The 25,138-nt window shown below is 58.3% G+C and carries 20 protein-coding genes; 15 read left to right on the top strand and 5 right to left on the bottom strand.

The genetic code is table 11. The features are described from left to right. Positions 1-166 precede the first annotated feature (166 nt). The 5 genes from ACM6I5_RS23175 to ACM6I5_RS23155 form a co-directional block, all read right to left on the bottom strand. Positions 167-2,503: a lipase family protein gene (locus ACM6I5_RS23175; protein ID WP_414884796.1), complete on the bottom strand. Its 2,337-nt coding sequence runs from the start codon at positions 2,501-2,503 to the stop codon at positions 167-169. Then, on the bottom strand, positions 2,500-3,291 hold the full coding sequence (locus ACM6I5_RS23170; RefSeq protein ID WP_414884844.1) for a hypothetical protein: 792 nt from the start codon (positions 3,289-3,291) through the stop codon (positions 2,500-2,502). Before ACM6I5_RS23170 ends, ACM6I5_RS23175 begins: the two co-directional genes overlap by 4 nt. A 524-nt stretch (positions 3,292-3,815) precedes the next feature. Continuing rightward, entirely contained in the window at positions 3,816-4,664 is an 849-nt protein-coding gene (locus ACM6I5_RS23165) for a DUF4123 domain-containing protein (protein WP_414884795.1), read from the bottom strand. Then, complete coding sequence (locus tag ACM6I5_RS23160; RefSeq protein ID WP_414884794.1) at positions 4,661-6,688, bottom strand: type VI secretion system tip protein VgrG; 2,028 nt, start codon at positions 6,686-6,688, stop codon at positions 4,661-4,663. The genes ACM6I5_RS23165 and ACM6I5_RS23160 overlap by 4 nt, the downstream gene beginning before the upstream one ends. A 242-nt stretch (positions 6,689-6,930) precedes the next feature. Further along, the gene (locus ACM6I5_RS23155) at positions 6,931-7,878 is read right to left on the bottom strand and encodes a transposase (protein WP_414884793.1); all 948 of its coding nucleotides are present in this window, start codon (positions 7,876-7,878) and stop codon (positions 6,931-6,933) included. Between the two features lie 727 nt (positions 7,879-8,605). On the opposite strand from ACM6I5_RS23155, the gene tssA reads away from it, so the two are divergent. The 15 genes from tssA (at position 8,606) to tssK (ending at position 25,134) form a co-directional block, all read left to right on the top strand. Further along, on the top strand, positions 8,606-10,162 hold the full coding sequence (tssA, locus tag ACM6I5_RS23150) for a type VI secretion system protein TssA (protein WP_414884792.1): 1,557 nt from the start codon (positions 8,606-8,608) through the stop codon (positions 10,160-10,162). Positions 10,163-10,194: 32 nt separating this feature from the next. Continuing rightward, positions 10,195-10,698, top strand: a complete 504-nt coding sequence (gene tssB / locus ACM6I5_RS23145) for a type VI secretion system contractile sheath small subunit (protein WP_010465292.1) — start codon at positions 10,195-10,197, stop codon at positions 10,696-10,698. 25 nt (positions 10,699-10,723) lie between these two features. Further along, a complete protein-coding gene (gene tssC / locus ACM6I5_RS23140; protein WP_017341541.1) occupies positions 10,724-12,199 on the top strand; it encodes a type VI secretion system contractile sheath large subunit in 1,476 nt (491 codons plus the stop codon). Between the two features lie 14 nt (positions 12,200-12,213). Further along, positions 12,214-12,621 carry a type VI secretion system baseplate subunit TssE gene (tssE, locus tag ACM6I5_RS23135; protein ID WP_008150080.1) on the top strand — a complete coding sequence of 136 codons (408 nt, stop codon included), beginning with the start codon at positions 12,214-12,216 and terminating at the stop codon, positions 12,619-12,621. A 10-nt stretch (positions 12,622-12,631) separates the two neighbouring features. Continuing rightward, positions 12,632-13,156 carry a PAAR domain-containing protein gene (locus ACM6I5_RS23130; protein ID WP_414884791.1) on the top strand — a complete coding sequence of 175 codons (525 nt, stop codon included), beginning with the start codon at positions 12,632-12,634 and terminating at the stop codon, positions 13,154-13,156. A 5-nt stretch (positions 13,157-13,161) separates the two neighbouring features. Next, the gene (locus ACM6I5_RS23125) at positions 13,162-14,106 is read left to right on the top strand and encodes a DUF6402 family protein (RefSeq protein ID WP_414884790.1); all 945 of its coding nucleotides are present in this window, start codon (positions 13,162-13,164) and stop codon (positions 14,104-14,106) included. Between the two features lie 49 nt (positions 14,107-14,155). Then, positions 14,156-14,572 carry a hypothetical protein gene (locus ACM6I5_RS23120; RefSeq protein ID WP_414884789.1) on the top strand — a complete coding sequence of 139 codons (417 nt, stop codon included), beginning with the start codon at positions 14,156-14,158 and terminating at the stop codon, positions 14,570-14,572. Between the two features lie 112 nt (positions 14,573-14,684). Continuing rightward, the gene (gene tssF, locus ACM6I5_RS23115; RefSeq protein ID WP_414884788.1) at positions 14,685-16,472 is read left to right on the top strand and encodes a type VI secretion system baseplate subunit TssF; all 1,788 of its coding nucleotides are present in this window, start codon (positions 14,685-14,687) and stop codon (positions 16,470-16,472) included. Beyond that, on the top strand, positions 16,436-17,443 hold the full coding sequence (gene tssG / locus ACM6I5_RS23110; RefSeq protein WP_031319179.1) for a type VI secretion system baseplate subunit TssG: 1,008 nt from the start codon (positions 16,436-16,438) through the stop codon (positions 17,441-17,443). The genes tssF and tssG overlap by 37 nt, the downstream gene beginning before the upstream one ends. A gap of 13 nt (positions 17,444-17,456) precedes the next feature. After that, positions 17,457-20,105: a type VI secretion system ATPase TssH gene (gene tssH / locus ACM6I5_RS23105; RefSeq protein WP_414884787.1), complete on the top strand. Its 2,649-nt coding sequence runs from the start codon at positions 17,457-17,459 to the stop codon at positions 20,103-20,105. A gap of 10 nt (positions 20,106-20,115) precedes the next feature. Beyond that, on the top strand, positions 20,116-21,633 hold the full coding sequence (locus tag ACM6I5_RS23100; RefSeq protein ID WP_414877966.1) for a sigma-54 interaction domain-containing protein: 1,518 nt from the start codon (positions 20,116-20,118) through the stop codon (positions 21,631-21,633). Positions 21,634-21,939: 306 nt separating this feature from the next. Next, a complete protein-coding gene (locus ACM6I5_RS23095) occupies positions 21,940-22,080 on the top strand; it encodes a hypothetical protein (protein WP_008030659.1) in 141 nt (46 codons plus the stop codon). A 17-nt stretch (positions 22,081-22,097) separates the two neighbouring features. Then, positions 22,098-23,294 (top strand): type VI secretion system-associated FHA domain protein TagH, encoded by a 1,197-nt coding sequence (tagH, locus tag ACM6I5_RS23090; RefSeq protein ID WP_017341532.1) that lies wholly within the window; start codon positions 22,098-22,100, stop codon positions 23,292-23,294. 5 nt (positions 23,295-23,299) lie between these two features. Next, positions 23,300-23,800: a type VI secretion system lipoprotein TssJ gene (gene tssJ, locus ACM6I5_RS23085; RefSeq protein ID WP_017341531.1), complete on the top strand. Its 501-nt coding sequence runs from the start codon at positions 23,300-23,302 to the stop codon at positions 23,798-23,800. Between the two features lie 2 nt (positions 23,801-23,802). Next, positions 23,803-25,134 carry a type VI secretion system baseplate subunit TssK gene (gene tssK / locus ACM6I5_RS23080; protein ID WP_008030656.1) on the top strand — a complete coding sequence of 444 codons (1,332 nt, stop codon included), beginning with the start codon at positions 23,803-23,805 and terminating at the stop codon, positions 25,132-25,134. The last annotated feature ends 4 nt before the right edge of the window (positions 25,135-25,138 follow it).

Here is a 25,138-nt window from a genome sequence, read left to right as displayed (position 1 = left end):
ACCGACCGCCCCCAAGGCGCACAAGCCGGCGGATTCTGGCGTAGCCGTAGGCAACGACGCAAGGTGCTGTAGCTCTCAGGAAGTAACTTACAAGGCTTTTAAACAAGATCGGTCAGACGTGTTTAAGTGGCAGCGACACTGCCACTTTTTTTGATTCTGGCAAGCGCTACACAATCGAATCAATATCCAAATGGAACGGTTTGCCCACCGCATGCCCGCCCGTAATTGCCGCAATAGCCGCGTCATTGTCTTCGGGGGGTGACGGAATCATCGCCAGTGGATCGTGGGCAGTATTTTTCGGATGGGCTCTCCAACGTAGCAGGCTTTCTTGCACCCTCTCGGGCTGGTCGGCATGGCTGCCATAAACATCGGCCACGGTGACTGTGTGCTTGTGCGGCGCCTCCAGGCGAGCTTGGGTCATCCGGAGATTTTCGACTTCTTTTTCAAGATCCCTGATGTCTTGGGCATCTCGCTGAGGATTGGCATAAGTGCGTGACTGCTTTTCGAGTTTCATGCGTAAAGCGTTCAGTTGCCTTCTGACGTTTTCAAGGTTGGCGCTGACCCGCTCGTATTCCGTAAACGTCACACGCGGACGTCTTTGTTCCTGCGCTTCCTGCCAGCGGCGCAGGGTGGCCCAGCAGCCGGGAATGTAGCTGCCAACCATCGAGTGATGGCCGCCGTCTATTATCTGCCGCAGGAATGAACCACGCTTGGGCAAGCCATAGGTCTGCCGCAGTGCCTCGGCGTAGCCATGGTCGTTGATCGTACTGCAACTGGGTTCCCAGAGAATCGAGGATTGGCGTCCGTCGTCGAAGTCCACCGGCATGAAGTGACGTAATTTGCCGTGATGCCCATAGGGGTCACCCGTGAAGTTCGTGATCCCGCCGATGAAGAAAGCCAAACCACCAACCGGGTGGAGGGCGAGTACCGCTCCATGGGTGGCATAGGCCGGAACCCGGTTGGATGGCGTGTTCATCCAGGTGGAAGGAACGCTGGGTACGGGGTCGTTGTGGAAGACGACGCGGTGGTGGTGCAGCGGTTGTGCCGCTTCGATAAAGGTTGAGTCGGCGGCGCGGGGGGCGCCGTAGGTGTAAAGCACGATTTCCGGTTGATACCGTTTATTGCGTCGCAGCATCTCAGCAAGTAACAGCGCTACCGCACCGCCAAGGCTGTGCCCGCAAATCACCAACTTTTGCCCGTTGTAGAATTTTTCCAAGTACTTCACAGCAAACGTGTAGGCCACTTTGGCAGCCCGATAAAAACCGTTGTGCACTTTGCCATCCCCTTCCTCGAAGGGAACTTGGTGGGCATCCGCATCAAGCCAGGCGTCGGGCCATTTCTCACTGGTTCCCCTGACACTGATCAATATCAACTCGTCGTGATGGCTGATAAAGGCCTGAGTGTCCGAGCTTTCCTCTAGTTCGCGATCATCAAGGCAGTGCAGCTTCGTCGGGTGTTCCTGCTCCGCACCCAACTCGGGGTCGTTAACCTCTGGATACAACTGCGGGTCGAACGGCACCACTTCCAGACGTTTGGAGTAAGGCACCTCTTCATACAGGGGGTAGAACTTCGCAGTCTGTGAGTCATCGACTTGCCATAGCTCTTCAAATTGCGGCAAGGCATGACCGAACCAGTTGCCGCTGCTGGGCCGTAGTGGAAATGACACGCTGTCGGAGGTTACGGGCTGGGTGTTTGGTTCTTGACCAAAATCGGTGTAGCTCAATGTCGACATCAGTGCCAGTTGATAAAGGTTGAGTGCGCAAAACTCGTTGCTGGTCGACAACATCGGCCGCAGCGCCCTCATCGGGCGTACTTCCAGCACATGGTGTTTGTTTGGCAGTAAGGCGATGCCTTTTGGCTTGGGCGTCGGCGGGGCGAACCCCAGTTCGGACATGCCCATGTCTGCCGGGGTCATGACAGCGCCCATTCCTCCATCCGTGGCACCTTTATTCTGAAGCGTGAATGATCTGGTTTTTGCGGGCTGGCGGAACAGCGTGTGTAACACCGTGTTGGGTGGGGCGCTGCGCGAGGCCAAGGGCGGCAAATGCGCAACGTGCTTGACCAGTTCGCTCACTTCAACCTGGTAATAGGCTTCGGGATCGGCGAGGTCTTTTGCTGGATTTGCGAGAGTGCGTACGCCTGATATATCGAAAAAGCGGGCTTTTTCGGCGCGTACTTGTAGTTCAGTGATGGGGAGAGGGTAGTTCGGTCTATCTCTTAGATCCTTGTAAAGTTCTTCTGATCCTTGGAAGGGCTGATCGACTTTGAGCATTACTGGGCCGCAGTAGTGGTTATCCACTTTTCCGGCGCCTGTAGCATCCAATTTGCCGGTGTAGACAGCGTCTTCGTAATCGATGACTTCATAAATCAAGCCTGCATAGGCTTTGCCGTCGCCGAATTCGTCTACTAACTGAAAGCTCGTCGAGTGACCGCGTAATGGGCAGGCGTGGATATTTCCCCCCATAAAAGGCACATCACTTACTGCTAAAGTTTGAATGCTCATTTGGTTTCGTCCTTGTCTTCCGTGCAGCCCGGGTAAATGGTGCAGATCCGTTCATCCACCATTCTGAAACTGCTGAAATCTTTGTAATTTCCATTGCAATAGCCACGCTGGTCTTCATTGCCTTTTCCCATACAGCGCTTCCAGCCTCCCGGGACTTTGACCCAAGTGTCACCCCAGCCTGGCAGTTCTTCACCCGCTAGCTTGATTTTCAGCTTTACAGTTTTCCCCGGTAACTGAGTCAGTGTGTAGGCCGTGAAAGGACGACCTCGGGCGATATTTCCCTGCTCATCCATTTTTTTGCAGGTGAGCAGTTTTATCAGGTAGCGCTTGGGGCCGACTGTGCGAAATGCCCACTGGCATTCACCAAAGAACTCACCTACGCCGTCGCTGTCGAAGGTGCCCATTTGTCGCTCTAACAACTCTGGACGCACGGCAATTGCGGCATAGTCAGTGCTTCTATCACTTCGTTCCGGGCCAAAGATGCCCGTCACTTCGACCTCCACACGGTTCAACGCCAGCGGACAGCCGCTCACGGTTCTGTAAAGCGGGATCTCGGAAGTCGCTTCGTATTCCATGTAGACCTTGTTGAAACCGAGCTGAGTACCTTTCCCACCCGGCACGGTGCACGTCTGCCCTTGGGCGGGCACGTAGTTGGCCGTCAGTTCGTACTTGAAGTCAGGCGGGAAATCGGGAACGAAGGTAAATGTCTCCCGCTTTCCAACAGCAGCACAACCCAAAGTAAGGGAAAGAGCAGCGGAGAGGGTTAAGCTTTGAATAACCCGTTTCACGTGCAAAGCAGCACCACAGCACCCCAGCGCTTTTTGATGTTTCATAGGCTTTCATCCTTGTTTTCCGTGCAGCCAAAGTAAACGGGGGAAGTGTTGCGATCAGCCGGTATGTAGAAGGTCACTTCCCTTCTGCGCTTACCTTTGGTTATCCGGAGAATTTTCCACACAAAGCGTTCCCTTTGTAGCTATGAACTAAAGGTCCTAGAAACATAAGAGGGCCGCACGCATAAAAATCAGAGTTGAATTTTTGGTCCTTGTACACCTTGCATACAGGCAGCATTAATGGGATTGGTAAAATTAGAGCCCATAGCGTAATCCCACACCACTCATGGGTTGTTTTGTCTCCGCTGCGTGTATAAGGATCAGGTATTTTTAGGGCGTAACCAATGCAACCAGTCAAAGAGGTCGTAATCAAAATTACGATCATTCTGTTTGCTACTAATTTAATTTTTTTCATATTGTCGTTTTGAACGTTCGCATTGATTGGGTGATTTTGTACGTTTTTAAGGTACTGACGACGCGCTTTATAAGTGTGCATCTCCCTCCCAATACAACACTTGCTGATACACCCGCTCAAAATGCGCCGCTGAGTCCTCCTCCGGCTTCGGTTGCCATGTCTTGGGTGGCAAGTACCCCGGCGCTTTCAAGCATTGAGTCAACAAAAAATGCATCTGCTCAGGTTGCTGCCAGCCCCACAAACGGGCCAATTGAATCAAGCCCCACAACCAGTCATCCACATCGCGCTCTGTGGCAAGGGCAACCAAGGCTTCGGTGTGTTCACGGACCAAGTAGCGGCGCGTGTTATCGAACTGCACATTCGCGTAGACAATCTCCGGCGTCGGAGTTTTCAACCAGGCAGGATCGACTGGCAGCGGATGTTCGCCGGGGTCAGGGTTGTCCGTGACCGTCCATTGCTCGGCGTGCCAGTAACAGACGCTGGCGATCGGCCCCAGATAATCGGCGTATTGCTCAGATTGCAGATAGCTGAGGGCGCGCGCCAATACGCGATTATCGTGGAAGCGATACAGCGCCAGATTCGGGCGCTCACCGACCACCAGCCGGTCGCGCCAGTGGGTGACCAAGGCATCAAGGTCCGTGAGGGTGGCACTGGCCAGCCAGCCCCAATGACGCTCGGGCGTGGCGAGCAGCGCCTGGATGACCGGATGGTTGACGGTTCCGATCCGAAAAAGAACTGGGCCTGCTTGTGCCATTGAATTCGCCGCCGTGCCCACATACAGATTGCGGTACTGATCGGCGCCCAGTTCCTTGGTTAATGCGTTGCGCTCGTCGAGCTGGCCATCCGAGTCGAGTATCAGATAAAGCTCCCGCGCGGACCGGGACTGATCGAACAGCCATTGTTCAAGGGTATTCATGCGACTTCTCCAATGCTGCATTGGCCCGCAAGACAGGCCTCGCAAAGCGGGCAGTAGTCCGCCGCCTGCTGTCGGGCGCTGGCGACGATGGACATTGGGTTGGCGATAGCGGCATTGGCAGTGCGAGCCGGAGCTTGTAGCGCCTGTAACGGCTGAATACCCGCCAGTGGCGCACCACCCTCGACGATGGGCACGCTGCTGAAGATCCCGCCCGCATTGATGACGATGTGGTGACCACCCGCCGTGAGCGTCAGGCTCATGCCCGCATCGATCACCACGTTGCTGGCGGTGACGTGCGCCTGTTGACCGGCCTGAATCACCAGCGAACCAGTGGACGTCGTGCTGCTGTTGCCACTGATAGTGATCAACTCGTCACCGCCAATCACCGTGCTGCGCATGCCTTGGGTGGTGTGCAATTCCTTGCCCTTGATCAGGCTGGTGCTGTGGTTGTCCACCTGCTCGAAGCGGTCGTTGTTGATTAGGCTATGGCTGTCGTTGAGGATCAGTTGCTCGATGTCGCGTTGTGCGCGCAGGTAGATTTTTTCCCGACCTGCGCGGTCCTCAATCGACAATTCGTTGTAGCCGCCATTGCGCGGTGAGCTTTGGCTGCGTAGCACCGTTCTGGTTTTGTTCTCGGGCAGTTGATGAGCGACGGACGTGACCTTGTTGACCACGCACCCGGTGATCAACGGTTGATCCGGGTCACCCTCTTGAAACGTCACGACGACTTCCATCCCGACGCGCGGGATCGTCACTGCACCAAATCCCTCGCCGGCCCAACTGGAGGCAACCCGTAGCCAGCAACTGCTTTTTTCGCTGTTGAGTTCTGCTCGATCCCAAGGCATTTCGACGCGAACCCGGCCGTATTCGTCGCAAAAAATTTCCTCTCCGGGCGGACCTGTGACACGAGCGGTCTGGCAGACCAACACAGGTTTTCGGGGGGGCAGAGGAGGGCGGTAGAGCACGTCTGACGGAATAGCGCTGAAACTGTTGCGGTAGCCTTGAGTGAAACCGTTGGCGGGTTTGTCGTCGCTGACGAACGCTTCTTCCAGAGATTGCGGTTCTTTCCCTTCGTGATGAAGGCTCACCAGCAACCACATGCCGTTGCAGGTTGTGCGGGGGTGTTCGGTCAGGTCGAACAAGTAACCGCTACGCAGCGTCGGCTGATTGCTTGCTCCCTCGACCAACTGATAGTCGCTACGGTGTCGCTCCAGTGCCTGGCGGACGAGCTGTTTGCCATGTTTCTCAGACTTCATCAGCAGCGGATAGCGGTAGTCTTCAAGCTCGGGGGTGAATTCCGCGGTGAAGCTACTTTCCAGCAACAGACCAGGGCGTTTCTGGTCATAGTCGCGGAGTGTGACCGTGCTGGTGCGAGTGCTGAAACCCATGGCGAACCGGTGGACGACCGGATGCTCGGCCACCATGCCGGTGTCTTGCCGATAGGGGGTTGCGCCGAGGGTCGGTAAAAAGACCTGGTCGTCGGTGAACACCAGCAAATGACTCTCAGGCGAATGCTGGTGATGCCATGCAATACCGTCTTCGGCGCACAGGCGCTGGACGAACTCGAAGTCAGTTTGTCCATACTGAGTGCAGAACTCGCGTTCGACGCTGGTGCTGACATGGAAGGTAAACACATCCGTCTGGATGCCATGCCTCTTGAGAACCTGAGTGATGATTTGGGGCACTGTCAGGTTCTGGAAAATTCGATGATCGTGACTGAATTGCAAGTAGTGCAGCGCTGGCACCAGGGTCAGGTGATAACGGGTCAGGCGCTTCCCCGATTCACCGACAACCACGTTTTCGATGCGGCCGTGAATGCCTTCGCCGTTATGCCCGAATTGGAGAAATGCGGGTTGGCTTAGCAAACTTTCCAGATCGAAATCCGGATGCTCGCTGACCAGGTCAACCTGGATCGAGTACAAGGCGCTGATGGTTTCAGTGCCTGCGAAGGCCAGCACTTTAAAATCGTTGTGAACCGTCGCAATGACGAGGGTGAAGTGGGCAGCAGTGGCCGATGCAAGCATGCGCTTGTCCTTTTGCTTCCGAGTAGCTCGTCCTTGAGCTAAGAGATAAAAAGCTGCGACGCCCGAGCCGTGCCCGGCCTGGAGTTACGCAAGAACCGGAAACGCTATCAGCGCGCGGATGGGAGTGATGTAGGAAGAGTCCCGAAGCACTGTCTGAAAGCTCCCGCATTACCAAATGTTGATTCTACGAGCGCAGCGGGAGCGCACTGGGTGTCGCTCCACTCCTACTGTCCCAGATGTCACTAGTGCTTCTTACGTATCAGGTGCGGCGGAACGGAAAAACGACGCTTCGAATCAGCGGAATAGCGAGAGCCGGTTACAGCCTCCATGTGTCCGCCTTCACGCACAAAGTCACCTACCTCTTTTACCCGGCGACTTCGCAGCCAGGTAATCCACTGGATTAGATCGTCGTGGCCCTGCTGTTCCAGCATCTGCAAGAAGCGCACTTGCCAGCGCTTGCACGCAGGTACGCAAAGCCCCGTACGCCGTTGCAGGTCCACCACGGTTTCACCATTGATCACCCCTTGAGCAAAGCCCATCCAGTGTTCGGGATAACCCAATCGAGCCAGCACCGTGTCGCGCAGCAAGCTCAACGTGCTCGAGCAGACAGAGCAGTAGAAGTTGGGGCGCAGCTCATCGACGCGCTGCGTATCACGCGAGCCACACCTCGGACAATCTGCCTGTTGAGTGGTCAGTAAATGCTCTAAGCCGTTCAGAAATGCCTGGGCCTGTGCCGCAATATGCGGCGGGGGTTCCAGGTTGGTTCTATCGTGTCGCGCAGACCACCAGTGATACAGCGCTGGAAATTCTTTAGCCATTGCCGTGCGCAAGGGTTTAATCCAGCGACTTGTGGTACTGGGTGCAACGCCCAGCGCTTTGGCGGCGTTATGGATGGACCAGCCCGCCAATAGGTATTGGCCGTAAGCGGGCCAAAGGTGCATTAGCCCAAAACCTGAAAACGGACTTTTCGTCAGACAGTTAAAGCCTTTGTTGCAAGCGGCACAGCGGTAAGAGGGAATACGTGGTTTTGAATTGGCTTCCACACTGAAGCGTGGATGACCGCACTTTGGGCATTCGACCGGCGATTTGCTGGGTAGCTCGCGCAGATAACGGATGAAGGCCTCCGCCTCGCTGTGTAGCTCGATGGGCAGGCATCGGAGGTAGTCGGGGGGGATGTGGTGATCATCCATGGATGTCTCATCACAAGGGCGGAGTGGGGCAGTATTGGCCGGTGTCGACATGCGCTTATCCTTTTGCTTTTTTGCTCGTCCTTAAGCAGAGAGAGAAAGAAATCGCGACGGCCGAGCCGTGCGTGACCGAATTAAGTCGTCAAAATGCCGGGCACGCTAACAAGGCCTCCAAAGTATTGATGTAGGAGGGATCCTGAAGCGAAGTATGAAATTTCCGTGATACTGAAAGTTCCATTCTGGAACTTCGTGTTAATTATAAAATGCCATCATTATGATGGCACTTTTCTAGTCGACTGTTGTCACTCATCGATTTATTCATTGCGATCAGTAACATTTCAGAAGGCTCCTACATTCTTCCTTTTATATTTTTGGCATGCTTCACGTCCGCCTCAGGGAGTGCAAAGGCAATGAATACGGGATTTATTCAGGATGAGAGGCTGGATGGCTCTATCTCAACGGTTTCCGGCCTGCTGGCCGAACAATAAACAGTTGAGCCGATCTCAGGGATTCCCTTGCTATATATAGGGAAATCTCCTAGGAGTGATAAACACACTTTGTCTTATTGTTTACTCGGGTGCTTGCTAGTGGCCATCATCGTGAGTACGATGCGCCCACTTTGTAAGAGCACGATCTCAATTGGATGAGACTCTTCGCAGCTCTTCGTTACCGTCCCTCGCCGTTGGAATTCCAATGGGCGTATGACCGTAATCCAAACTAAAGGCCATGGATGTCCTACTCAAGCAAACTTTCTGCTCATTACCTTGAACTCGCAAAAGTCTCTGTTTCCAAAGAGAATTTCGCGGGCGAGGATGTTCGCTTCTCGAGCGAATATGAAGCACTGGAAAGTGAGCTGGCCAAAGCCTCGTCCATGCACGAAAGCGGTCAGATCGACTGGCTGAAAATCCGTGAAAACAGCGAAAACCTGCTGCGTACCCAATCCAAGGATTTGCGCGTCGGCGCCTGGCTGACCTGGGCGCTGTACCAGCGCGAATCCTTTCAAGGCCTGCTCGCCGGCCTCGGTTTGCTGCACTACCTGTGCGAAAGCCACTGGGCCGACGTCCACCCGAACAAGGCCCGCACGCGCACCGCTGCGATCAGTTGGCTGGTGCCGCGTCTTGAGCAGGTGCTGACTGAAAATATCGCGATCAAAGAGCAGTTGCCGATGTTCCGGCGGCTGGTCGAACACCTTGAGGGCCTCGACGCCGCGTGCACCGAGCATCTGGGCGATGACGCGCCGTTGCTGCTGCCGATCTCCCGCCGCCTGAAAAACATGGTGCAACGCGCCGCCGACAACCAGCCGGAGCCCGGCGTGGTCGGTGCTGCGGTGGCTCAGGTCAAACAAGTCGCGACACAACTGTTAACGCCCGGCGCGCCGATCGACAACGAAAAAGAAGCCCACAAGGCCCTGCGCGCCCAGCAGGAAAGCGCCCGTCCGTTGTGTGCCTGGTGGCTCAAGCAAAAAGCCACCGACCTGCGCGCCCTGCGCCTCAATCGCACGTTGCTGTGGTTGCCCATCGACGCCGTCCCTGAACGCAACGCTGAACAGATCACCGTGCTGCGCGGCTTGCCGGCCGACAAGCTCAAGGCCTATCAGGACCGTTACGATCAGGGCAAATACGCCGACCTGCTGGTGGAACTGGAGGCGAGCCTGGCGAAGGCACCGTTCTGGTTCGATGGCCAGCGAATGGTCTGGGAATGTCTCCAGGCATTGAACGCCGACATGGCAATGCGCGAAGTGGAAATCCACTTCGCGCTTTTGGTTCAGCGCCTGCCTGGCATCGTCGAGTTGCGTTTCCATGACGGTGCTCCGTTCGCCGATCCGGCCACCCGTGCCTGGGTCAGCGCCAATGTCATGCCGCACCTGCAAAGCGCCAGTGCGCCGCGCAAGGTCGAAGTCGCCGACACCCAGCCGGCCTGGGAACTGGCCCTGGAAGAAGTCCTGCCGATTCTGCGCAAGGACGGCCTCAAGGCTGCCGTGCAAATCCTCAAGCAGGGCCTGCAAAGTGCCCACGGCGGGCGCGTCCGATTCTTCTGGCAGTTCGCCCTCGCGCGGCTGTGTTTCATGGCCAAGAAATACGAACTGGCCAAGACCCAACTCGAAACCCTCGACCAAACATTACAGGACTCAGGCCTGCACGCCTGGGAGCCCGATCTTGCGCTGGAAGTGCTGCATTTACTGCATAGCTGCTGCGAGTTGTTGCCGCAGAACCATGCCGTACGTGAACGCAAGGAAGAGATTTATCGCAGGCTGTGCCACCTCGATCTCGAAGTGGTACTCGAATAGGCCCCAGGGCCACAACCGCAAGGAGAAAAGCCATGGCCAAAGAAGGCTCGGTAGCCCCCAAGGAACGCATCAACGTCACCTTCAAACCTGCCACCGGTGGTGCCCAGGAAGAGATTGAACTGCCGTTGAAACTACTGGCAATCGGTGACTACACCCACCGCAAGGACGAACGCAAGGTCGAAGATCGCAAGCCGATCAGCATCGACAAAATGACTTTCGACGAAGTGCTGGCCAAGCAAGAGCTGAGCCTGACGCTGAGCGTGCCAAATCGTCTTCAGGAAGAAGGCGACACTGAAGAACTGGCCGTGAAACTGCGCGTCAACTCGATGAAGGACTTCAACCCGGCCTCGCTGGTCGAGCAAGTGCCCGAGCTGAAAAAACTGATGGAACTGCGCGACGCACTGGTGGCCCTCAAAGGCCCGTTGGGTAACGCGCCTGCGTTCCGCAAAGCCATCGAAGGCGTACTCGCCGACGACGAATCCCGCGGTCGCGTACTGGGTGAGCTGGGCCTGAACGCCGCAGCCCAGGACGCCTGAGTCTCCATCAGCCAAGGAAGCCAACATGAGCACGAGTGCAGCGCAGCAAAAGAGTAACGAGAACGGCGAATACAGCATTCTCGACAGCATCATCGCCGAAACCCGCCTGACGCCGGACGACGAAGCCTACGACATCGCCAAGCGCGGTGTGTCGGCCTTCATCGAAGAGCTGCTCAAGCCGCAGAACAACGGTGAGCCGGTCAAGAAAGCCATGGTTGACCGCATGATCGCCGAGATCGATGCCAAGCTCAGCCGTCAGATGGACGAGATCCTCCACCACCCGGACTTCCAGTCCCTGGAATCGTCGTGGCGTGGTCTGCAGTTGCTGGTCGACCGCACCAACTTCCGCGAAAACATCAAGATCGAAATCCTCAACGTCTCCAAAGAAGACCTGCTGGACGATTTCGAAGATTCGCCGGAAGTGATGCAGGCCGGCCTGTACAAGCACATCTACACCGCTGAATACGGCCAGTTCGGTGGCCAGCCTGTGGGCGCGATCATCGCTAACTACTTCATGTCCCCAAGCTCGCCAGACGTGAAGCTGATGCAGTACGTGTCCAGCGTTGCCTGTATGTCCCACGCGCCGTTCATTGCCGCGGCCGGCCCGAAATTCTTCGGCCTGGAAAGCTTCACCGGCCTGCCGGACCTGAAGGATCTGAAAGATCACTTCGAAGGCCCGCAATTCGCCAAATGGCAGAGCTTCCGCCAATCGGAAGACTCCCGTTACGTTGGCCTGACCGTGCCGCGTTTCCTGCTGCGTAACCCGTACGACCCGGAAGAAAACCCGGTCAAATCGTTCGTGTACAAAGAAACCGTCGCCAACAGCCACGAGCACTACCTGTGGGGCAACACCGCCTACGCGTTCGGCACCAAGCTGACCGACAGCTTCGCCAAATTCCGCTGGTGCCCGAACATCATCGGCCCGCAGAGCGGTGGTGCGGTTGAAGACCTGCCGTTGCACCACTTCGAAAGCATGGGCGAAATCGAAACCAAGATTCCTACCGAGGTTCTGGTTTCCGACCGTCGTGAATACGAACTGGCCGAGGAAGGCTTCATCTCCCTGACCATGCGCAAAGGCTCCGACAACGCGGCGTTCTTCTCCGCCAGCTCGGTGCAGAAGCCGAAGTTCTTCGGCATCAGCGCAGAAGGCAAGGCCGCAGAGCTGAACTACAAGCTCGGCACCCAACTGCCGTACATGATGATCGTCAACCGCCTGGCTCACTACTTGAAAGTGCTGCAGCGCGAGCAACTCGGTTCGTGGAAAGAACGTACCGACCTCGAGCTGGAACTGAACAAGTGGATCCGCCAGTACGTGGCCGACCAGGAAAACCCAAGCGCCGAAGTCCGTGGCCGTCGTCCGCTGCGCGCTGCCCAGATCATCGTCAGCGATGTCGAAGGCGAGCCTGGCTGGTACCGCGTCAGCCTGAACGTGCGCCCGCACTTCAAGTACATGGGTGCCGATTTCACCCTGTCGCTGGTTGGCAAGCTGGACAAAGAGTAAGCGGAGCCTAACTCATGACTGGATACGGCAGCCTTTTCGAACGCCTGGGTGGCGACGCGGACAAACGCGTCGGCTGGAGCCGCGAGGTCTCCGCCATGGCGTCCGTGGCTGCCCATCTGGCCAAGATGCTCAGCACCCGTGCGGGCAGCGTGCAAACGCTGTCCGATTACGGGCTACCCGATCTCAATGACATGCGTCTGAGCCTGCACGACTCCCTGAGTCAGGCCCGTCTGGCCATCGAAAATTTCATCGAAGCCTACGAGCCACGCCTGAGCAATGTGCGTGTCATCTCCCTGCCGCGTGATCACGATCAGCTTCGCCTGTCCTTCAGCATCGAAGGCCTGCTCGAAGTTGATGGTTTCAAGCGCCAGGTCAGTTTCGCCGCGCGCCTGGATGGCAGCGGTCAAGTCAAGGTCAACTAAGGAGATTCGTATGTCCGGCAAACCCGCAGCACGCGTATCCGACCCCACCGCTTGCCCGCTCCCCGGCCACGGCACCAACCCGATCGCCGCCGGTTCCGGCGATGTGTTCTTCGACGGCCTCGCGGCCGCCCGCCAAGGCGATGCCTCGGCGTGTGGTGGTGCGATGTCGGGCGGGTTGGCGACGACGGTTTTGATTAACGGCAAACCGGCGGCAACGGTGGATTCCGTCGGGACTCATGGCAACAAAGTTACGGCGGGTTCCGGGACGGTGATTATCGGGAATTCGCATTCGCCGGTGCCGTTTGTGGCGCCGTTGCCGGTGGAGATTCAGTGGCCGTTTAACGAGCACTACGTGATCAATTGCCAGGACACCGGGAAGCCGTTGCCTGGAGTTGCATACAGTTTCAAAACAGCCTCGGGAAAAATAATCAGTGGTGTCACAGGCGCCGACGGCAAGACGCAGAAAATTTCGTCATCGGTAGCTGAGACGTATGAGTTGATTATTGAGCAGCAATCCGAAGTTGTAATTGGATAAAACGAGTGAGGGTTTTTGATATGGCGGATACAACAATAGCTTCAAGTCTGACACCAGCGAGTAATCAGGCTGGTAAGTCAGCAGTTGTTCGTCAATTCAAAATCACAGATATACCTGGCGCGATGGATAAGATGAAATGGCCGGTTGCTGCGAAGCTCATGCGCCATTGGTTCAATGGCAAGCCATGGCCAACCACAGACGGCGCTATGAGCAAAGAGGTCAAAGACCACGCCGCTCTTGCAGACGTCAATTATGTAGAAGATACCATCGTGAAAATGGCTTGGCTGATGCGGTTTGAACCTGCCAAGGCTGTAATTGAAGAGTTGAAGTTTGTTTGGGATAATCCTGCTGGACGAAAAAATATAAGCAAGAAAGTCAAAGATAAGTATCTTGGCTCGACTCTAGGCGTTTACCCTTTCAAGTTTGAAGGTGCAAGAAAGGTTGAAGAGTTCGGATACAGTAATAATCGAGCGGTCAAATTCGGCTTGATAGAGAAAACCGATGAGCTCCGGGCTGCGCTGGCAAATTTTAACGTTCGCGTATTTCCAGAAGGGAAGTTAGTCGTCTCTGTAGATAGCATTCAACTATTTGTTGAGCGTATCGGCTTTTATGCTGAGGATGCCTACGACTTCAATGACGCACCGGAAGATAATTTCAGTCAACCACTGGGTTTTTGGAATTTTGATGGGGTAGCCAACCCTGCCTATGCAGCCACTGCAAATGCCGGCGCGGCGCAGATGAGGTCAGACATCGCGTCGAATCCGTATCTCAGTGCCGAAGACTCTCAAGCTATGTTTAAGGAAATAGACAGTGCGCGCTATTTTTATATTACGAACTCCCACTTTGTGAAATATCGGGCTGAGTTCGGTAAGGGTGGCGACTTTCAGGTTTTATCTGACGTGCACTATCAGGGTATTCCATTAACAGTTATTAACGTTTGGAATAAATAATGCGCACATTTAGCGTTGGTGTGGTTGCGGAAAATGTGGGTGTTAAAAAATGATCACGTTTAGCAAGAGGTGGTTGTGGTCTATCAGTCTCTCGTTGGTGCTGTTGTTTGCATTGTTTGTTTATTGCGTAAACGCAATGCTTGGATTTCCTGCAAGTACAACTAAGGCCAGCCCTTCAGGAGATTACGTAATTGAGAATGTGCGTGTCGGCAGAATTTTCATGCTTGGCGGTATGGCGTACTTAAGAATTATTGATTCGAAGGATTCAGCCAAAGTATATCGAAGCCCGTTGTACGATACTCAATCGCTAGATATGCGTGCGTACGAGGATGATAACGAGGTCGGTATTACCTGGATCGACTTCAACAAGAAAAGCAAAGTGTTCACGGTTTCAATGCCGCAGTGGGAAGAAAGTTGGCTGAATGTCTTTATCAGTAATACGCCGTATGAGGTTATTCCTAATTGAGGCGGATGAATCCCTCTCGATGACTACTTTGGCGCGAATTAAGCTCACTAAGTGAACGACGGCTTATGTCAGCGTGGGAATTTACTCTAAATTATGATCAGGCAACCACACGATGTCCTTTAACCACTACTACCAAAGCGAACTCACCGCACTGCGCCAGTTAGGTCGTCGCTTCGCCGAGCGTAGCCCGGCGTTGGCGCCTTTCCTGGGTCAGGCCGGGCGGGATCCGGACGTGGAGCGGTTGCTGGAAGGTTTTGCATTCCTGACCGGTCGCCTGCGCCAGAAGCTCGACGATGAACTGCCGGAGCTCAGCCACTCCCTGATGCACCTGCTGTGGCCCAACTACATGCGGCCGCTGCCGGCGTTCAGCATTTTGCAGTTCGACCCGTTGAAGCGTTCCGGGCCTGCGTTGATGGTCGAGCGTGACACGCCGGTGGAGAGTGTGCCGGTCGATGATGTGCGTTGCCGTTTCCGCACGTGCTACCCGACCGAGGTGTTGCCGCTGGATCTGGCCGCGCTGAATTACTCGGTGAAGGGCGACGGTTCGCTGTTGAGCCTGCGCCTGGAGATGAGCGCAGATGGTCACTTGGGCGAGCTGGAGCTGAGTCGTCTGCGTCTGCACTTCGCCGGCGAGCGCTACATCAGCCAGATGCTTTACCTGAGCCTGTTGCGCAACCTGGAAGGCATCGAGCTGATCCCGCTGGACGGCGCCGGCAAGCCCATCAACGGCGTCAACGGCACGCCAATGGCGTTCAAAATGCCCGGCGACCGCGTGCAGCCGGTGGGGTTTGCCGAAGAAGAAGCGTTGATCCCGTATCCGCTGAACACCTTCCGCGGCTATCGCTACTTGCAGGAATACTTCGCCTTCCAGGACAAATTTCTCTTCGTTGATATCAACGGTCTGGACCTGCTCAAAGCCTTGCCGGAAGACACGCTCAAGCAAATGCGCGGCCTCGAATTGCGCTTCGACATTCGCAAGAGCGGCATCATGCGGATGCGTCCGACCCTGGACAACGTGAAGCTCTACTGCACGCCCATCGTCAACCTGTTCAAGCACGACGCACTGCCGATCCGCCTCGACGGCAAACAGGACGAATACCTGCTGCTGCCGGCCGAATTCGATCTGCAAAACTGCGGCGTGTTCTCGGTGGAAACCGTGACCGGCTGGAAACCCGGCGGCCTCGGTTATCAGGAGTACGTGCCGTTCGAGTCCTTCGAGCACGACCCGAGTTTCGACGTGCCCAACAGCCGCCCGCATTACAGCATTCGCCAGCGTTCGTCCTCGTTGCACGACGGCCTCGACACTTACCTGAGCTTCGGCATCCGTCACACCGAAGCCCACGAAACCCTGTCGATCGAGCTGATGTGCACCAACCAGAATCTGCCCAAAAAGCTCAAGCTCGGTGACATCAGCATGGCATGCGAGGACACACCGGAATTCCTGAGCTTCCGCAACATCACCCCGGCCACGTCGAGCTTCGCGCCGCCGCTGAATCGCGACTTCCTCTGGAAGCTGATCAGCAACATGTCGCTTAACTATCTGTCGCTGGCCGACGTCAATGCGTTGAAGGTGATTCTCGAAACCTACGACCTGCCGCGCTATTACGACCAGCACGCGGAGAAAGTCAGCAAACGCCTGCTCGGCGGGCTCAAGTCGATCAAGCACCAGCATGTCGATCGACTGCACCGAGGGTTGCCGGTTCGCGGGTTGCGCACCGAGCTGACCATCGATCCGGAAGGGTATATCGGCGAGGGCGACCTGTTCGTGTTCGCTTCGGTTCTCAACGAGTTTTTCGCGCTTTACGCCAGTCTCAATTCGTACCACGAGCTGCGGGTAAAAAGTACACAAGGAGAGGTGTACCAATGGACACCACGTATGGGCCTTCAGCCGCTTCTTTAAGCGGACTGACCCGGGGAATACGCGAGTACTCGCTGTTTCAGGCCGTGCTGCTGGTGGTTGACCGGCTGCGCGAGGCCCACCCGCACCTGAGCGAAGACGACCTGTACGACCAGCTGGAATTCCAGGCCAACCCGAGCCTGGGTTTCCCCGGCAGCGACGTCGATCGTGTGGAGTTTTTCCACGAGCAGGGGCAGATGCGCGCGCGCCTGCGCTTCAACCTGATCGGCCTGGTCGGCTCCGGTTCGCCGCTGCCGGCGTTCTACGGCGAGCAGGCGTTAGGCGACAGCGAAGACGGCAACCCGACCCGCCACTTCCTCGACCTGTTTCACCATCGCCTGCAACGGCTGATGCTGCCGATCTGGCGCAAGTACCGCTACCGCGCCAGCTTCCAGAGCGGCGCGCTCGATCCATTTTCGGCGCAGCTGTTTGCCTTGATCGGCCTCGGCGGCGAAGAGATCCGCAAGGCCCAGGAACTCAACTGGAAACGCCTGCTGCCGTACCTCGGTCTGCTCAGTTTGCGGGCGCACTCGGCGGCGCTGATCGAAGCGGTGCTGCGTTACTACTTCAAGCACGCCGAACTGACCATCGAGCAGTGCATCGAGCGTCGTGTGGAAATTCTCGACGAGCAGCGCAATCGGCTGGGCCGCGCCAACAGCCTGCTCGGCGAAGACCTGGTGCTGGGCGAACACGTACGCGACCGCAGCGGCAAATTCCGTATCCACATCCGCGAGCTCGACTGGCAGCGCTTTCACGAATTCCTGCCGATCGGTTTCGGCTACCAGCCGCTGTGCGCGCTGGTGCGGTTCACCCTGCGTGACCCACTCGATTACGACATTCGCCTGGTGTTGCGCCAGGAAGAAATCCGCGAACTGCGCATCGGTGAGCAGAACGCCTGTCGCCTGGGATGGACCAGTTGGCTGGGCCGCGAAAAAGCGGACGGCGTGGTGACCCTGGGCAGCAAAATTCATTAAGGACAGATGACCAATGATCAACGTAGACCTGCAACAACTTATCCAGGCGCTGGACGCCGAAACCCGTCGTGATCTGGAAAGTTCTGCCGAGCGTTGCGTCGCCCGTGGCGGCAGCAAGATCCTCGTCGAAGACTTGCTGCTGGGCCTGCTGGAGCGCCCGCAAGGCTTGCTCGCACGCGCGCTGCAAGACGCCGAAGTGGATGCCGGTGAGCTGAGCGCCGCCCTGCAATCGCGGGTCGAGCACAGCGCCTCGCGCAACCCGGTGTTCGCCCCGGAACTGGTGCAGTGGCTGCAGGATGCGTTGCTGGTGGCCAACCTTGAACTGGGCCAAAGCCAGGTCGAGCAAGCCGCGTTGATCCTCGCGCTGTTGCGCAACCCGATGCGCTACGCCGGCAGCCGCTACCAGTTGTTGCTGTCCAAACTGAACATCGAGCGCCTGAAAGAATTCGCCCTGTCGCAGAAAGAACAACCGGCGACGGGCAAACCCGCTGTACCCGGCGAATCGCTGCTGCAGCGCTTCACCCACAACCTGACCCAACAGGCCCGCGACGGCAAACTCGACCCGGTGCTGTGCCGCGATGGCGCGATTCGGCAGATGGTCGACATCCTCGCCCGTCGCCGCAAGAACAACCCGATTGTGGTCGGTGAAGCTGGCGTCGGTAAGACCGCGATCGTCGAAGGCCTGGCTTCGCGCATCGCCGCTGGTGAAGTGCCGCAAGTGTTGAAAGGCGTGGAGTTGCTGTCGCTGGACATGGGCCTGTTGCAGGCCGGCGCCAGCGTCAAGGGTGAATTCGAACGTCGCCTCAAAGGCGTCATCGATGAAGTCAAAGCGTCGCCGAAACCGATCATCCTGTTCATCGACGAAGCCCACACGCTGATCGGCGCGGGCGGCAATGCCGGCGGTTCCGACGCGGCCAACCTGCTCAAGCCAGCCTTGGCCCGTGGCGAGTTGCGCACCATCGCTGCCACCACGTGGGCGGAGTACAAGAAGTACTTCGAAAAAGACCCGGCCCTGGCCCGTCGTTTCCAACCGGTGCAACTGCACGAACCGACCGTCAGCGAAGCGGTGACCATCCTCCGTGGCCTGGCTCAGGTTTACGAGAAGAGCCACGGCATTTACCTGCGCGATGACGCGGTGGTGGCGGCGGCCGAATTATCCGCCCGTTACCTCGCCGGTCGGCAGCTGCCGGACAAGGCCGTCGACGTGCTCGACACCGCGTGCGCCCGCGTACGCATCAGCCTCGCCGCTGCGCCGGAAAGCCTTGAGCGCCTGCGCGGCGAACTGGCTGAAGGGGGGCGTCAACGTCAGGCGCTGCGTCGTGATGCCGAAGCCGGTCTGCTGATCGATCACGAAGCGTTGGGCGCTCTGGAAGATCGCCTGGCCGAGGCCGAAGACGAAATGGTCGCCCTCGAAACGCTGTGGACCGAACAGAAAGAACTGGCCGAGCGTTTGCTGGATCTGCGCCAGCAACTGGCCAAGGCCCGCGAAACCGCAGCCGTCGAGCCTGCTGTCACGGTTGAAGAAGATGCCGAAGGCACCGTCATCGAAACACTGCCGGTGGACGCAGCGCAAAGCGTCGAAACTCTGGAAACCGCGCTCAACGAAACTCACAAAGCCTTGACCGAGTTGCAGGTCAAAGAACGTCTGGTGAGCTTCGAAGTGTGCCCGCGCCTGGTCGCCGAAGTGATCAGCGCCTGGACCGGCGTACCGCTGGCGCAACTGGCCCGTGAGCACAACGCCAAGGTCGCGAGCTTCGCCACCGACCTGCGCACCCGCATCCGTGGTCAGGAACAAGCTGTTCACGCACTGGACCGCTCGATGCGCGCCACCGCTGCCGGCCTGAACAAACCCGATGCACCGGTCGGCGTGTTCCTGCTGGTCGGCCCGAGCGGCGTCGGCAAGACCGAAACCGCGCTGGCCCTTGCCGACTTGCTGTACGGCGGTGATCGTTTCATCACCACCATCAACATGTCCGAGTTCCAGGAGAAACACACCGTCTCGCGCCTGATCGGTGCGCCACCGGGCTATGTCGGTTACGGCGAGGGCGGCATGCTCACCGAAGCCGTGCGTCAGAAGCCGTACTCCGTTGTGCTGCTCGATGAGGTCGAAAAGGCCGATCCGGACGTACTGAACCTGTTCTACCAAATCTTCGACAAGGGCGTGGCCAACGACGGCGAAGGGCGCGAGATCGATTTCCGCAACACGCTGATCCTGATGACTTCGAACCTGGGCAGCGACCGCATCAGCGAGCTCTGCGAAAACGGCGCACGACCCACCGCCGAAGTGCTCGAAGAAACCATTCGCCCGGTGCTCAGCAAACACTTCAAACCGGCGCTGCTGGCGCGTATGCGCGTCGTGCCGTACTACCCGGTCGGCGGTCCGGTGTTGCGCGAGCTGATCGAAATCAAACTCGGTCGTTTGGGCGAGCGCCTGAACCGTCGTCAGCTGGATTTCACTTACTCGCAAGACCTCGTCGATCACCTGGCGGAGCGGTGCACCCAAAGCGACAGCGGCGCACGCCTGATCGATCACTTGCTGGACCTGCACGTGCTGCCGCTGGTGGCCGACCGCTTGCTCGATGCGATGGCCACCGGGGAAAGCCTCAAGCGTGTCCATGCGACGCTCGACGGCGGCGCCAGCGTGACCTGCGAGTTCGCCTGAGGTGGGTGTGATGTTCACTCAAGTGCCGCAGCCGCTGGTGTATGCCGAAGCCTTGCTGGCGCAGTTCGCCAGCCTGTCGCGGGCGGCGGACGGCGCTGCGCTGCTGGGTGACTTCGTGCGCGGGGTGGCGGAGCTGAGCGGGTGCGAGTTGACGCAGCTGTACTTGCTGGACGCGACCCACACCTGCCTGGGGATGAACGCCGAGTGCCTGAACGGCATCCTGCAACCACGCGAATCGGCGAGCCTTCCGGCGGATTACAACGGTGAACAACTGCTGCAATTCGCCTTGTGCCAGAACCGTGTGGTGAGCCTCGGTGAACTGAGCGGGAGCCTGCACGAAACCAGCTTCCTGCCGCCGCAGGCCACGCCGTGGCAGTCGCTGCTGTGCGTGCCGCTGGTCAATCAGCAGAAGGCGGTCGAAGGTTTGCTGCTGTGCGCCAGCCGCCGGCACATCGACCTGCAAGGCTTTGCCGATTCCCTCGGTCAACTGGGTTCGTTTGTGCTCGGCCAACTGCATTTGCTGCACCGTCTGCGTCAGCCGACCGGTGATGCACGACCGCTCAAGGCCAGCGTCCCGAGTGCCAGTGGTTACGGCCTGATCGGCAAGAGCAAGGCCATGCGCGAGACCTATTCGCTGATCAGCAAAGTCCTGCACAGCCCTTACACCGTTCTGTTGCGCGGCGAAACCGGCACCGGCAAGGAAGTGGTCGCCCGCGCCATTCACGACTGCGGCCCGCGTCGGTCCCAGGCGTTCATTGTGCAGAATTGCGCGGCGTTCCCCGAGAACCTGCTGGAAAGCGAGCTGTTCGGCTACCGCAAGGGCGCGTTCACCGGTGCTGATCGCGACCGCGCCGGGCTGTTCGACGCGGCCAATGGCGGCACCTTGTTGCTCGATGAAATCGGCGACATGCCGTTGTCGCTGCAAGCCAAGTTGTTGCGCGTGTTGCAGGAAGGCGAGATCCGCCCGCTGGGTTCCAACGACACCCACAAGATCGACGTGCGCATCATCGCCGCGACGCACCGGGATTTGTCGGTGCTGGTGAGTGAAGGCAAATTCCGTGAGGACTTGTATTACCGTCTCGCGCAATTTCCGATCGAACTGCCGGCCCTGCGTCAGCGTGAAGGCGACATCCTCGATCTGGCCCGGCATTTCGCCGACAAGGCGTGTGCGTTTTTGCAGCGCGACGCGGTGCGTTGGTCCGATGCGGCGCTGGATCACCTGTCCGGTTATACCTTCCCCGGCAATGTGCGCGAACTCAAAGGCCTGGTCGAACGCGCCGTTTTGCTGTGTGAGGGCGGTGAATTGCTGGCCGAGCATTTTTCCCTGCGCATGGAAGCCATGCCGGAAGACAACAGCTTGAACCTGCGCGAACGCCTGGAGCAGGTCGAACGCAGCCTGCTGCTCGATTGCCTGCGCAAAAACGACGGCAACCAGACCCTCGCCGCCCGCGAACTCGGCCTGCCACGCCGCACGCTGCTGTACCGCCTCGGGCGCCTGAATATCAATTTGGGTGATTTCGATGGCTGAGCCCATTTTCTACCCACCAACAACTCTGGCTGGAATGCTTGCTGAGGCCAGCACATTCCAAGTGGCGAGGGAGCTTGCTCCCGCTGGGCTGCGCAGCAGCCCCAAAACCATGCGCCGCGGTGCCTCAGTCAAACCGCATTCGTTGATTTACGACAGCTGCGCAGCCGAGCGGGAGCAAGCTCCCTCGCCACGGGGGATCGGCTCTAACCACCGTATTAGAGCCCCACAACCCATTTCATTTGCTTTCGATAGCGCCGCCCAACCGGGCCGGCGCTTTGTGCTTTGTCTACCCCTGGAGACCCTCTGATGTCTGTTCGTCACTGGCAAGCCGTCCTGCTGACCCTCGTCGTTCTATGCGGCCTCGGCGGCTGTAGCGGCAATTACAAATTCAACGACAACACCTATCGCCCATTGGGTGATCCGCAGGCGGTCAATCGCGGCAAGTGACCGCAAGGAGTATCACCATGGAACTGGTTTTCGAAATGCTCAACACCAAGCAGTTCGTGCCCACGGAACTGTGCCAGAAGACCTTCAAACAGGCCGGTGGCGTGATTGGCCGGGGCGAGGATTGCGACTGGATCATCCCGGATCGCAAACGTCATCTGTCCAATCACCATGTGGACATCAGCTTTCGCGAAGGGACGTTCTTCCTGACTGACACCAGCAGCAACGGTGTCCAGGATGGCGAAAGCGGCGCGCGCCTGCGCAAGGGCGAACCGATGCGCATCGAGCATGGCAGCACCTACGTGCTGGGTGATTTCGAGATCCGTGCACGGCTGGTGCGCGACCCGGCGACGTTCGACGTGGAAGTCGGCCGCCCGCAAGCCGCGGGCAGCATCATTCCGGACGACGCGTTCCTCGACCTCGACCCGTTGAACGCCCTTGATCAGCAAGAGCGCGTGTACTCGGAAATCGACGAACTGATCTCCCCGAGCAACGCCATCGAGGACACCCGTCAACGCGCCGACTATGCGCGCATCGACATGGAAAGCCTGATGGTGCCCGAGCTGATCGACGCCCCGGCCGAACCTGCGCCCGCCCCGGTGCCGAAAGCGCGTGAGCGTCAGAGCGAAGATTTCTGGGAGCACTTCGGCGCCGCGCTGGGCGTGGACCTCAAAGGCCTCGACCACGACGCCCGCGAAGCCCTGGCGCTGAACGCTGCGCGCTTGCTCAAGCAGAGCGTCGGCGGTTTGCAGCAGAGCCTGCGCACCCGCAGCGAACTGAAAAACGAACTGCGTCTGGCCCAGACCACCGTGCAGGGCACCCACAAAAACCCGCTGAAGTTCGCCGTCGATGCCGGTGAAGCGCTGGGAATTCTGTTACAGCCGAACAAGCCCGGCCAGTTGCCGGCGGAGCAGTCGATTTCTCGCGCGTTCCGCGATTTGCAGGCGCACCAGGTTGCGCTGCTGACCGCCAGCCGCGCCGCCGTTCGCGGCACGCTGGAGCATTTCTCGCCGCAGCAATTGACCCTGCGGTTCGAGCGCGACAACAAGCCGTTGCTGGCCACGTCCGGCAGTCGCTGGAGAGCCTACGGTCGTTATCACCAGGCTCTGCGTCAGGACGATGACTGGAGCGAGCGTCTGCTGGCCCGCGACTTCGCTCAGGCGTACGAAGAACAGATCCGCCTGATTTCCACCCTTCACACCGACCACCAAGGATGATGCGCATGTCTCGCTGCTCGACCGCTTTTTTCAAGATGCTGACCGTGCTCATGGCCGTGGTGCTGCTGGCCGGCTGCTCGTCGCTGTCGCCGTATTCCAAAGTGACCAAAGTCAACCTGAAGCTCACCGGCAGCGATCAGCTGAACCCGGACCTCAACGGGCGTCCCTCGCCAATCGTCGTGCGTCTGTTCGAGCTCAAGCACCCGGTGACCTTTGAAAACGCCGATTTCTTCAGCCTGTACGAGCGCGCCAAGGAATCCCTGGCCCCGGACCTGGTGGCCAGCGAAGAACTCGAACTGCGTCCGGGTGAAACCATCGAACTCAAGCTCAGCGTGGAAGAGGGCAGCCGTTACGTCGGGATCCTCGCGGCCTACCGCGACCTGCCGGAAACCAAATGGCGCTACACGGTGCAAGTCACGCCGGTGGAAGTCACCGAGGCTGACCTGACCCTCGATCAGGCCGGTATTCGCAACAGCAACGAAACGCTCGCCAAGGCGGATGACTGATCATGAATTCCCATAAAGTCATTTGGCAGGAAGGCATGCTGCTGCGCCCGCAGCACTTCCAGCACAACGATCGCTACTACGACCACCAGATGAAGACCCGCACCCAGTTGCTGGGCAGTTACACCTGGGGCTTCCTGAATCTCGACATCGATTTGCAGTTCCTCAACATGGGCAAACTGGTGATCAGCCAGGCCTCGGGGATCCTGCCGGACGGCAGCCTGTTCGAACTGGGTGGCAACACCGAGCCGCTGGCGCTGGACGTGCCGCCGAACACCGGCAACACGCCGATCTACCTCGCGTTGCCACTGGTGACCGGTAACCACATCGAGTCCCGCCGTCCGGAGCAATCCGACGTGCTGGCGCGCTACACCGCGTACGAAGCCGAAGTCGCCGACTCCAACGCCGGCGACGATTCCGCCAGCCAGGTCAGCTGCGGCCGCCCGGACTTCAAACTGTTGCTCGGCGAGCAGCAGAGCGATCAGGCCTATGTGAAGCTGAAGATCTGCGACGTGCTGGATACCACGCCCGACGGCGTGATCAGCCTCGACCCGGACTTCGTGCCGACCTACATTCAGGCGCATTCCTCCAGCTACCTGCTGTCGTGCCTGAAAGAAGTGATCAGCATGCTCGGTCACCGGGGCGACACCATTGCCGAGCGCATCCGCTCCAACGGCAAGGTCGGTGGCGCGGAAGTCGGCGACTTCATGATGCTGCAACTGATCAACCGCACCGAGCTGCTGCTGCGTCACTACCTCGGCCTGGAGCAGGTTCACCCGGAAGAGTTGTACCGCACGCTGCTGACCATGCTCGGCGATCTGGCGACCTTCTCCAGCGACAGCAAACGTCCGCGCCTGGACAGCCGTTACCAGCACAGCGACCAGGGCGCGAGCTTCCGCAAACTGATGGAAGCGATTCGTCAGGTGCTGTCGATGGTGCTCGAACAGCACGCCATCGAGCTGGTCCTGCAAGCGCGTCAGTACGGGATCATCGTCTCGCCGTTGCACGACCACAAACTGCTGGGCTCGGCGTCGTTCGTGCTCGCGGCCAGTGCCAACTGCGACTCCGAAGAACTGCGCCATCGTTTGCCGGCGCACCTCAAGGTCGGCCCGGTGGAGCGCATCCGCCAACTGGTCAACCTGCATCTGCCGGGCATCAAGGTCAAACCGTTGCCGGTGGCCCCGCGGCAGATCGCGTTCCACTCCAACAAAACCTATTTCATCCTCGAACTCAGTTCCGAAGACCTGGCACAACTCGAGCGCTCCGGCGGCTTCGCGTTCCACGTGTCCGGCGAATTCGCCGAGCTTGAACTGAAATTCTGGGCCATCAGGAACTGACCGA

This window comes from Pseudomonas sp. IT-P171 (genome assembly GCF_949767765.1).
Classification (GTDB): domain Bacteria; phylum Pseudomonadota; class Gammaproteobacteria; order Pseudomonadales; family Pseudomonadaceae; genus Aquipseudomonas; species Aquipseudomonas fluorescens_B.
The sequence above is the reverse complement of the archived record's forward strand: the minus strand, read 5'-3'. Positions and strand labels throughout refer to the sequence as shown.

Bases quoted from the DNA above. Each gene is read 5' to 3' on its own strand.
- tssG (WP_031319179.1), top strand. From the start codon at position 16,436: ATGGACACCACGTATGGGCCTTCAGCCGCTTCTTTAAGCGGACTGACC.
- ACM6I5_RS23095 (WP_008030659.1), top strand. From the start codon at position 21,940: ATGTCTGTTCGTCACTGGCAAGCCGTCCTGCTGACCCTCGTCGTTCTA.
- ACM6I5_RS23120 (WP_414884789.1), top strand. From the start codon at position 14,156: ATGATCACGTTTAGCAAGAGGTGGTTGTGGTCTATCAGTCTCTCGTTG.
- ACM6I5_RS23100 (WP_414877966.1), top strand. From the start codon at position 20,116: ATGTTCACTCAAGTGCCGCAGCCGCTGGTGTATGCCGAAGCCTTGCTG.
- tssJ (WP_017341531.1), top strand. From the start codon at position 23,300: ATGTCTCGCTGCTCGACCGCTTTTTTCAAGATGCTGACCGTGCTCATG.
- ACM6I5_RS23175 (WP_414884796.1), bottom strand. From the start codon at position 2,503: ATGAGCATTCAAACTTTAGCAGTAAGTGATGTGCCTTTTATGGGGGGA.
- tssE (WP_008150080.1), top strand. From the start codon at position 12,214: ATGACTGGATACGGCAGCCTTTTCGAACGCCTGGGTGGCGACGCGGAC.
- ACM6I5_RS23130 (WP_414884791.1), top strand. From the start codon at position 12,632: ATGTCCGGCAAACCCGCAGCACGCGTATCCGACCCCACCGCTTGCCCG.
- tssH (WP_414884787.1), top strand. From the start codon at position 17,457: ATGATCAACGTAGACCTGCAACAACTTATCCAGGCGCTGGACGCCGAA.
- tssK (WP_008030656.1), top strand. From the start codon at position 23,803: ATGAATTCCCATAAAGTCATTTGGCAGGAAGGCATGCTGCTGCGCCCG.
- ACM6I5_RS23155 (WP_414884793.1), bottom strand. From the start codon at position 7,878: ATGGATGATCACCACATCCCCCCCGACTACCTCCGATGCCTGCCCATC.
- ACM6I5_RS23165 (WP_414884795.1), bottom strand. From the start codon at position 4,664: ATGAATACCCTTGAACAATGGCTGTTCGATCAGTCCCGGTCCGCGCGG.
- tagH (WP_017341532.1), top strand. From the start codon at position 22,098: ATGGAACTGGTTTTCGAAATGCTCAACACCAAGCAGTTCGTGCCCACG.
- ACM6I5_RS23160 (WP_414884794.1), bottom strand. From the start codon at position 6,688: ATGCTTGCATCGGCCACTGCTGCCCACTTCACCCTCGTCATTGCGACG.
- tssC (WP_017341541.1), top strand. From the start codon at position 10,724: ATGAGCACGAGTGCAGCGCAGCAAAAGAGTAACGAGAACGGCGAATAC.
- tssB (WP_010465292.1), top strand. From the start codon at position 10,195: ATGGCCAAAGAAGGCTCGGTAGCCCCCAAGGAACGCATCAACGTCACC.
- tssF (WP_414884788.1), top strand. From the start codon at position 14,685: ATGTCCTTTAACCACTACTACCAAAGCGAACTCACCGCACTGCGCCAG.
- tssA (WP_414884792.1), top strand. From the start codon at position 8,606: ATGTCCTACTCAAGCAAACTTTCTGCTCATTACCTTGAACTCGCAAAA.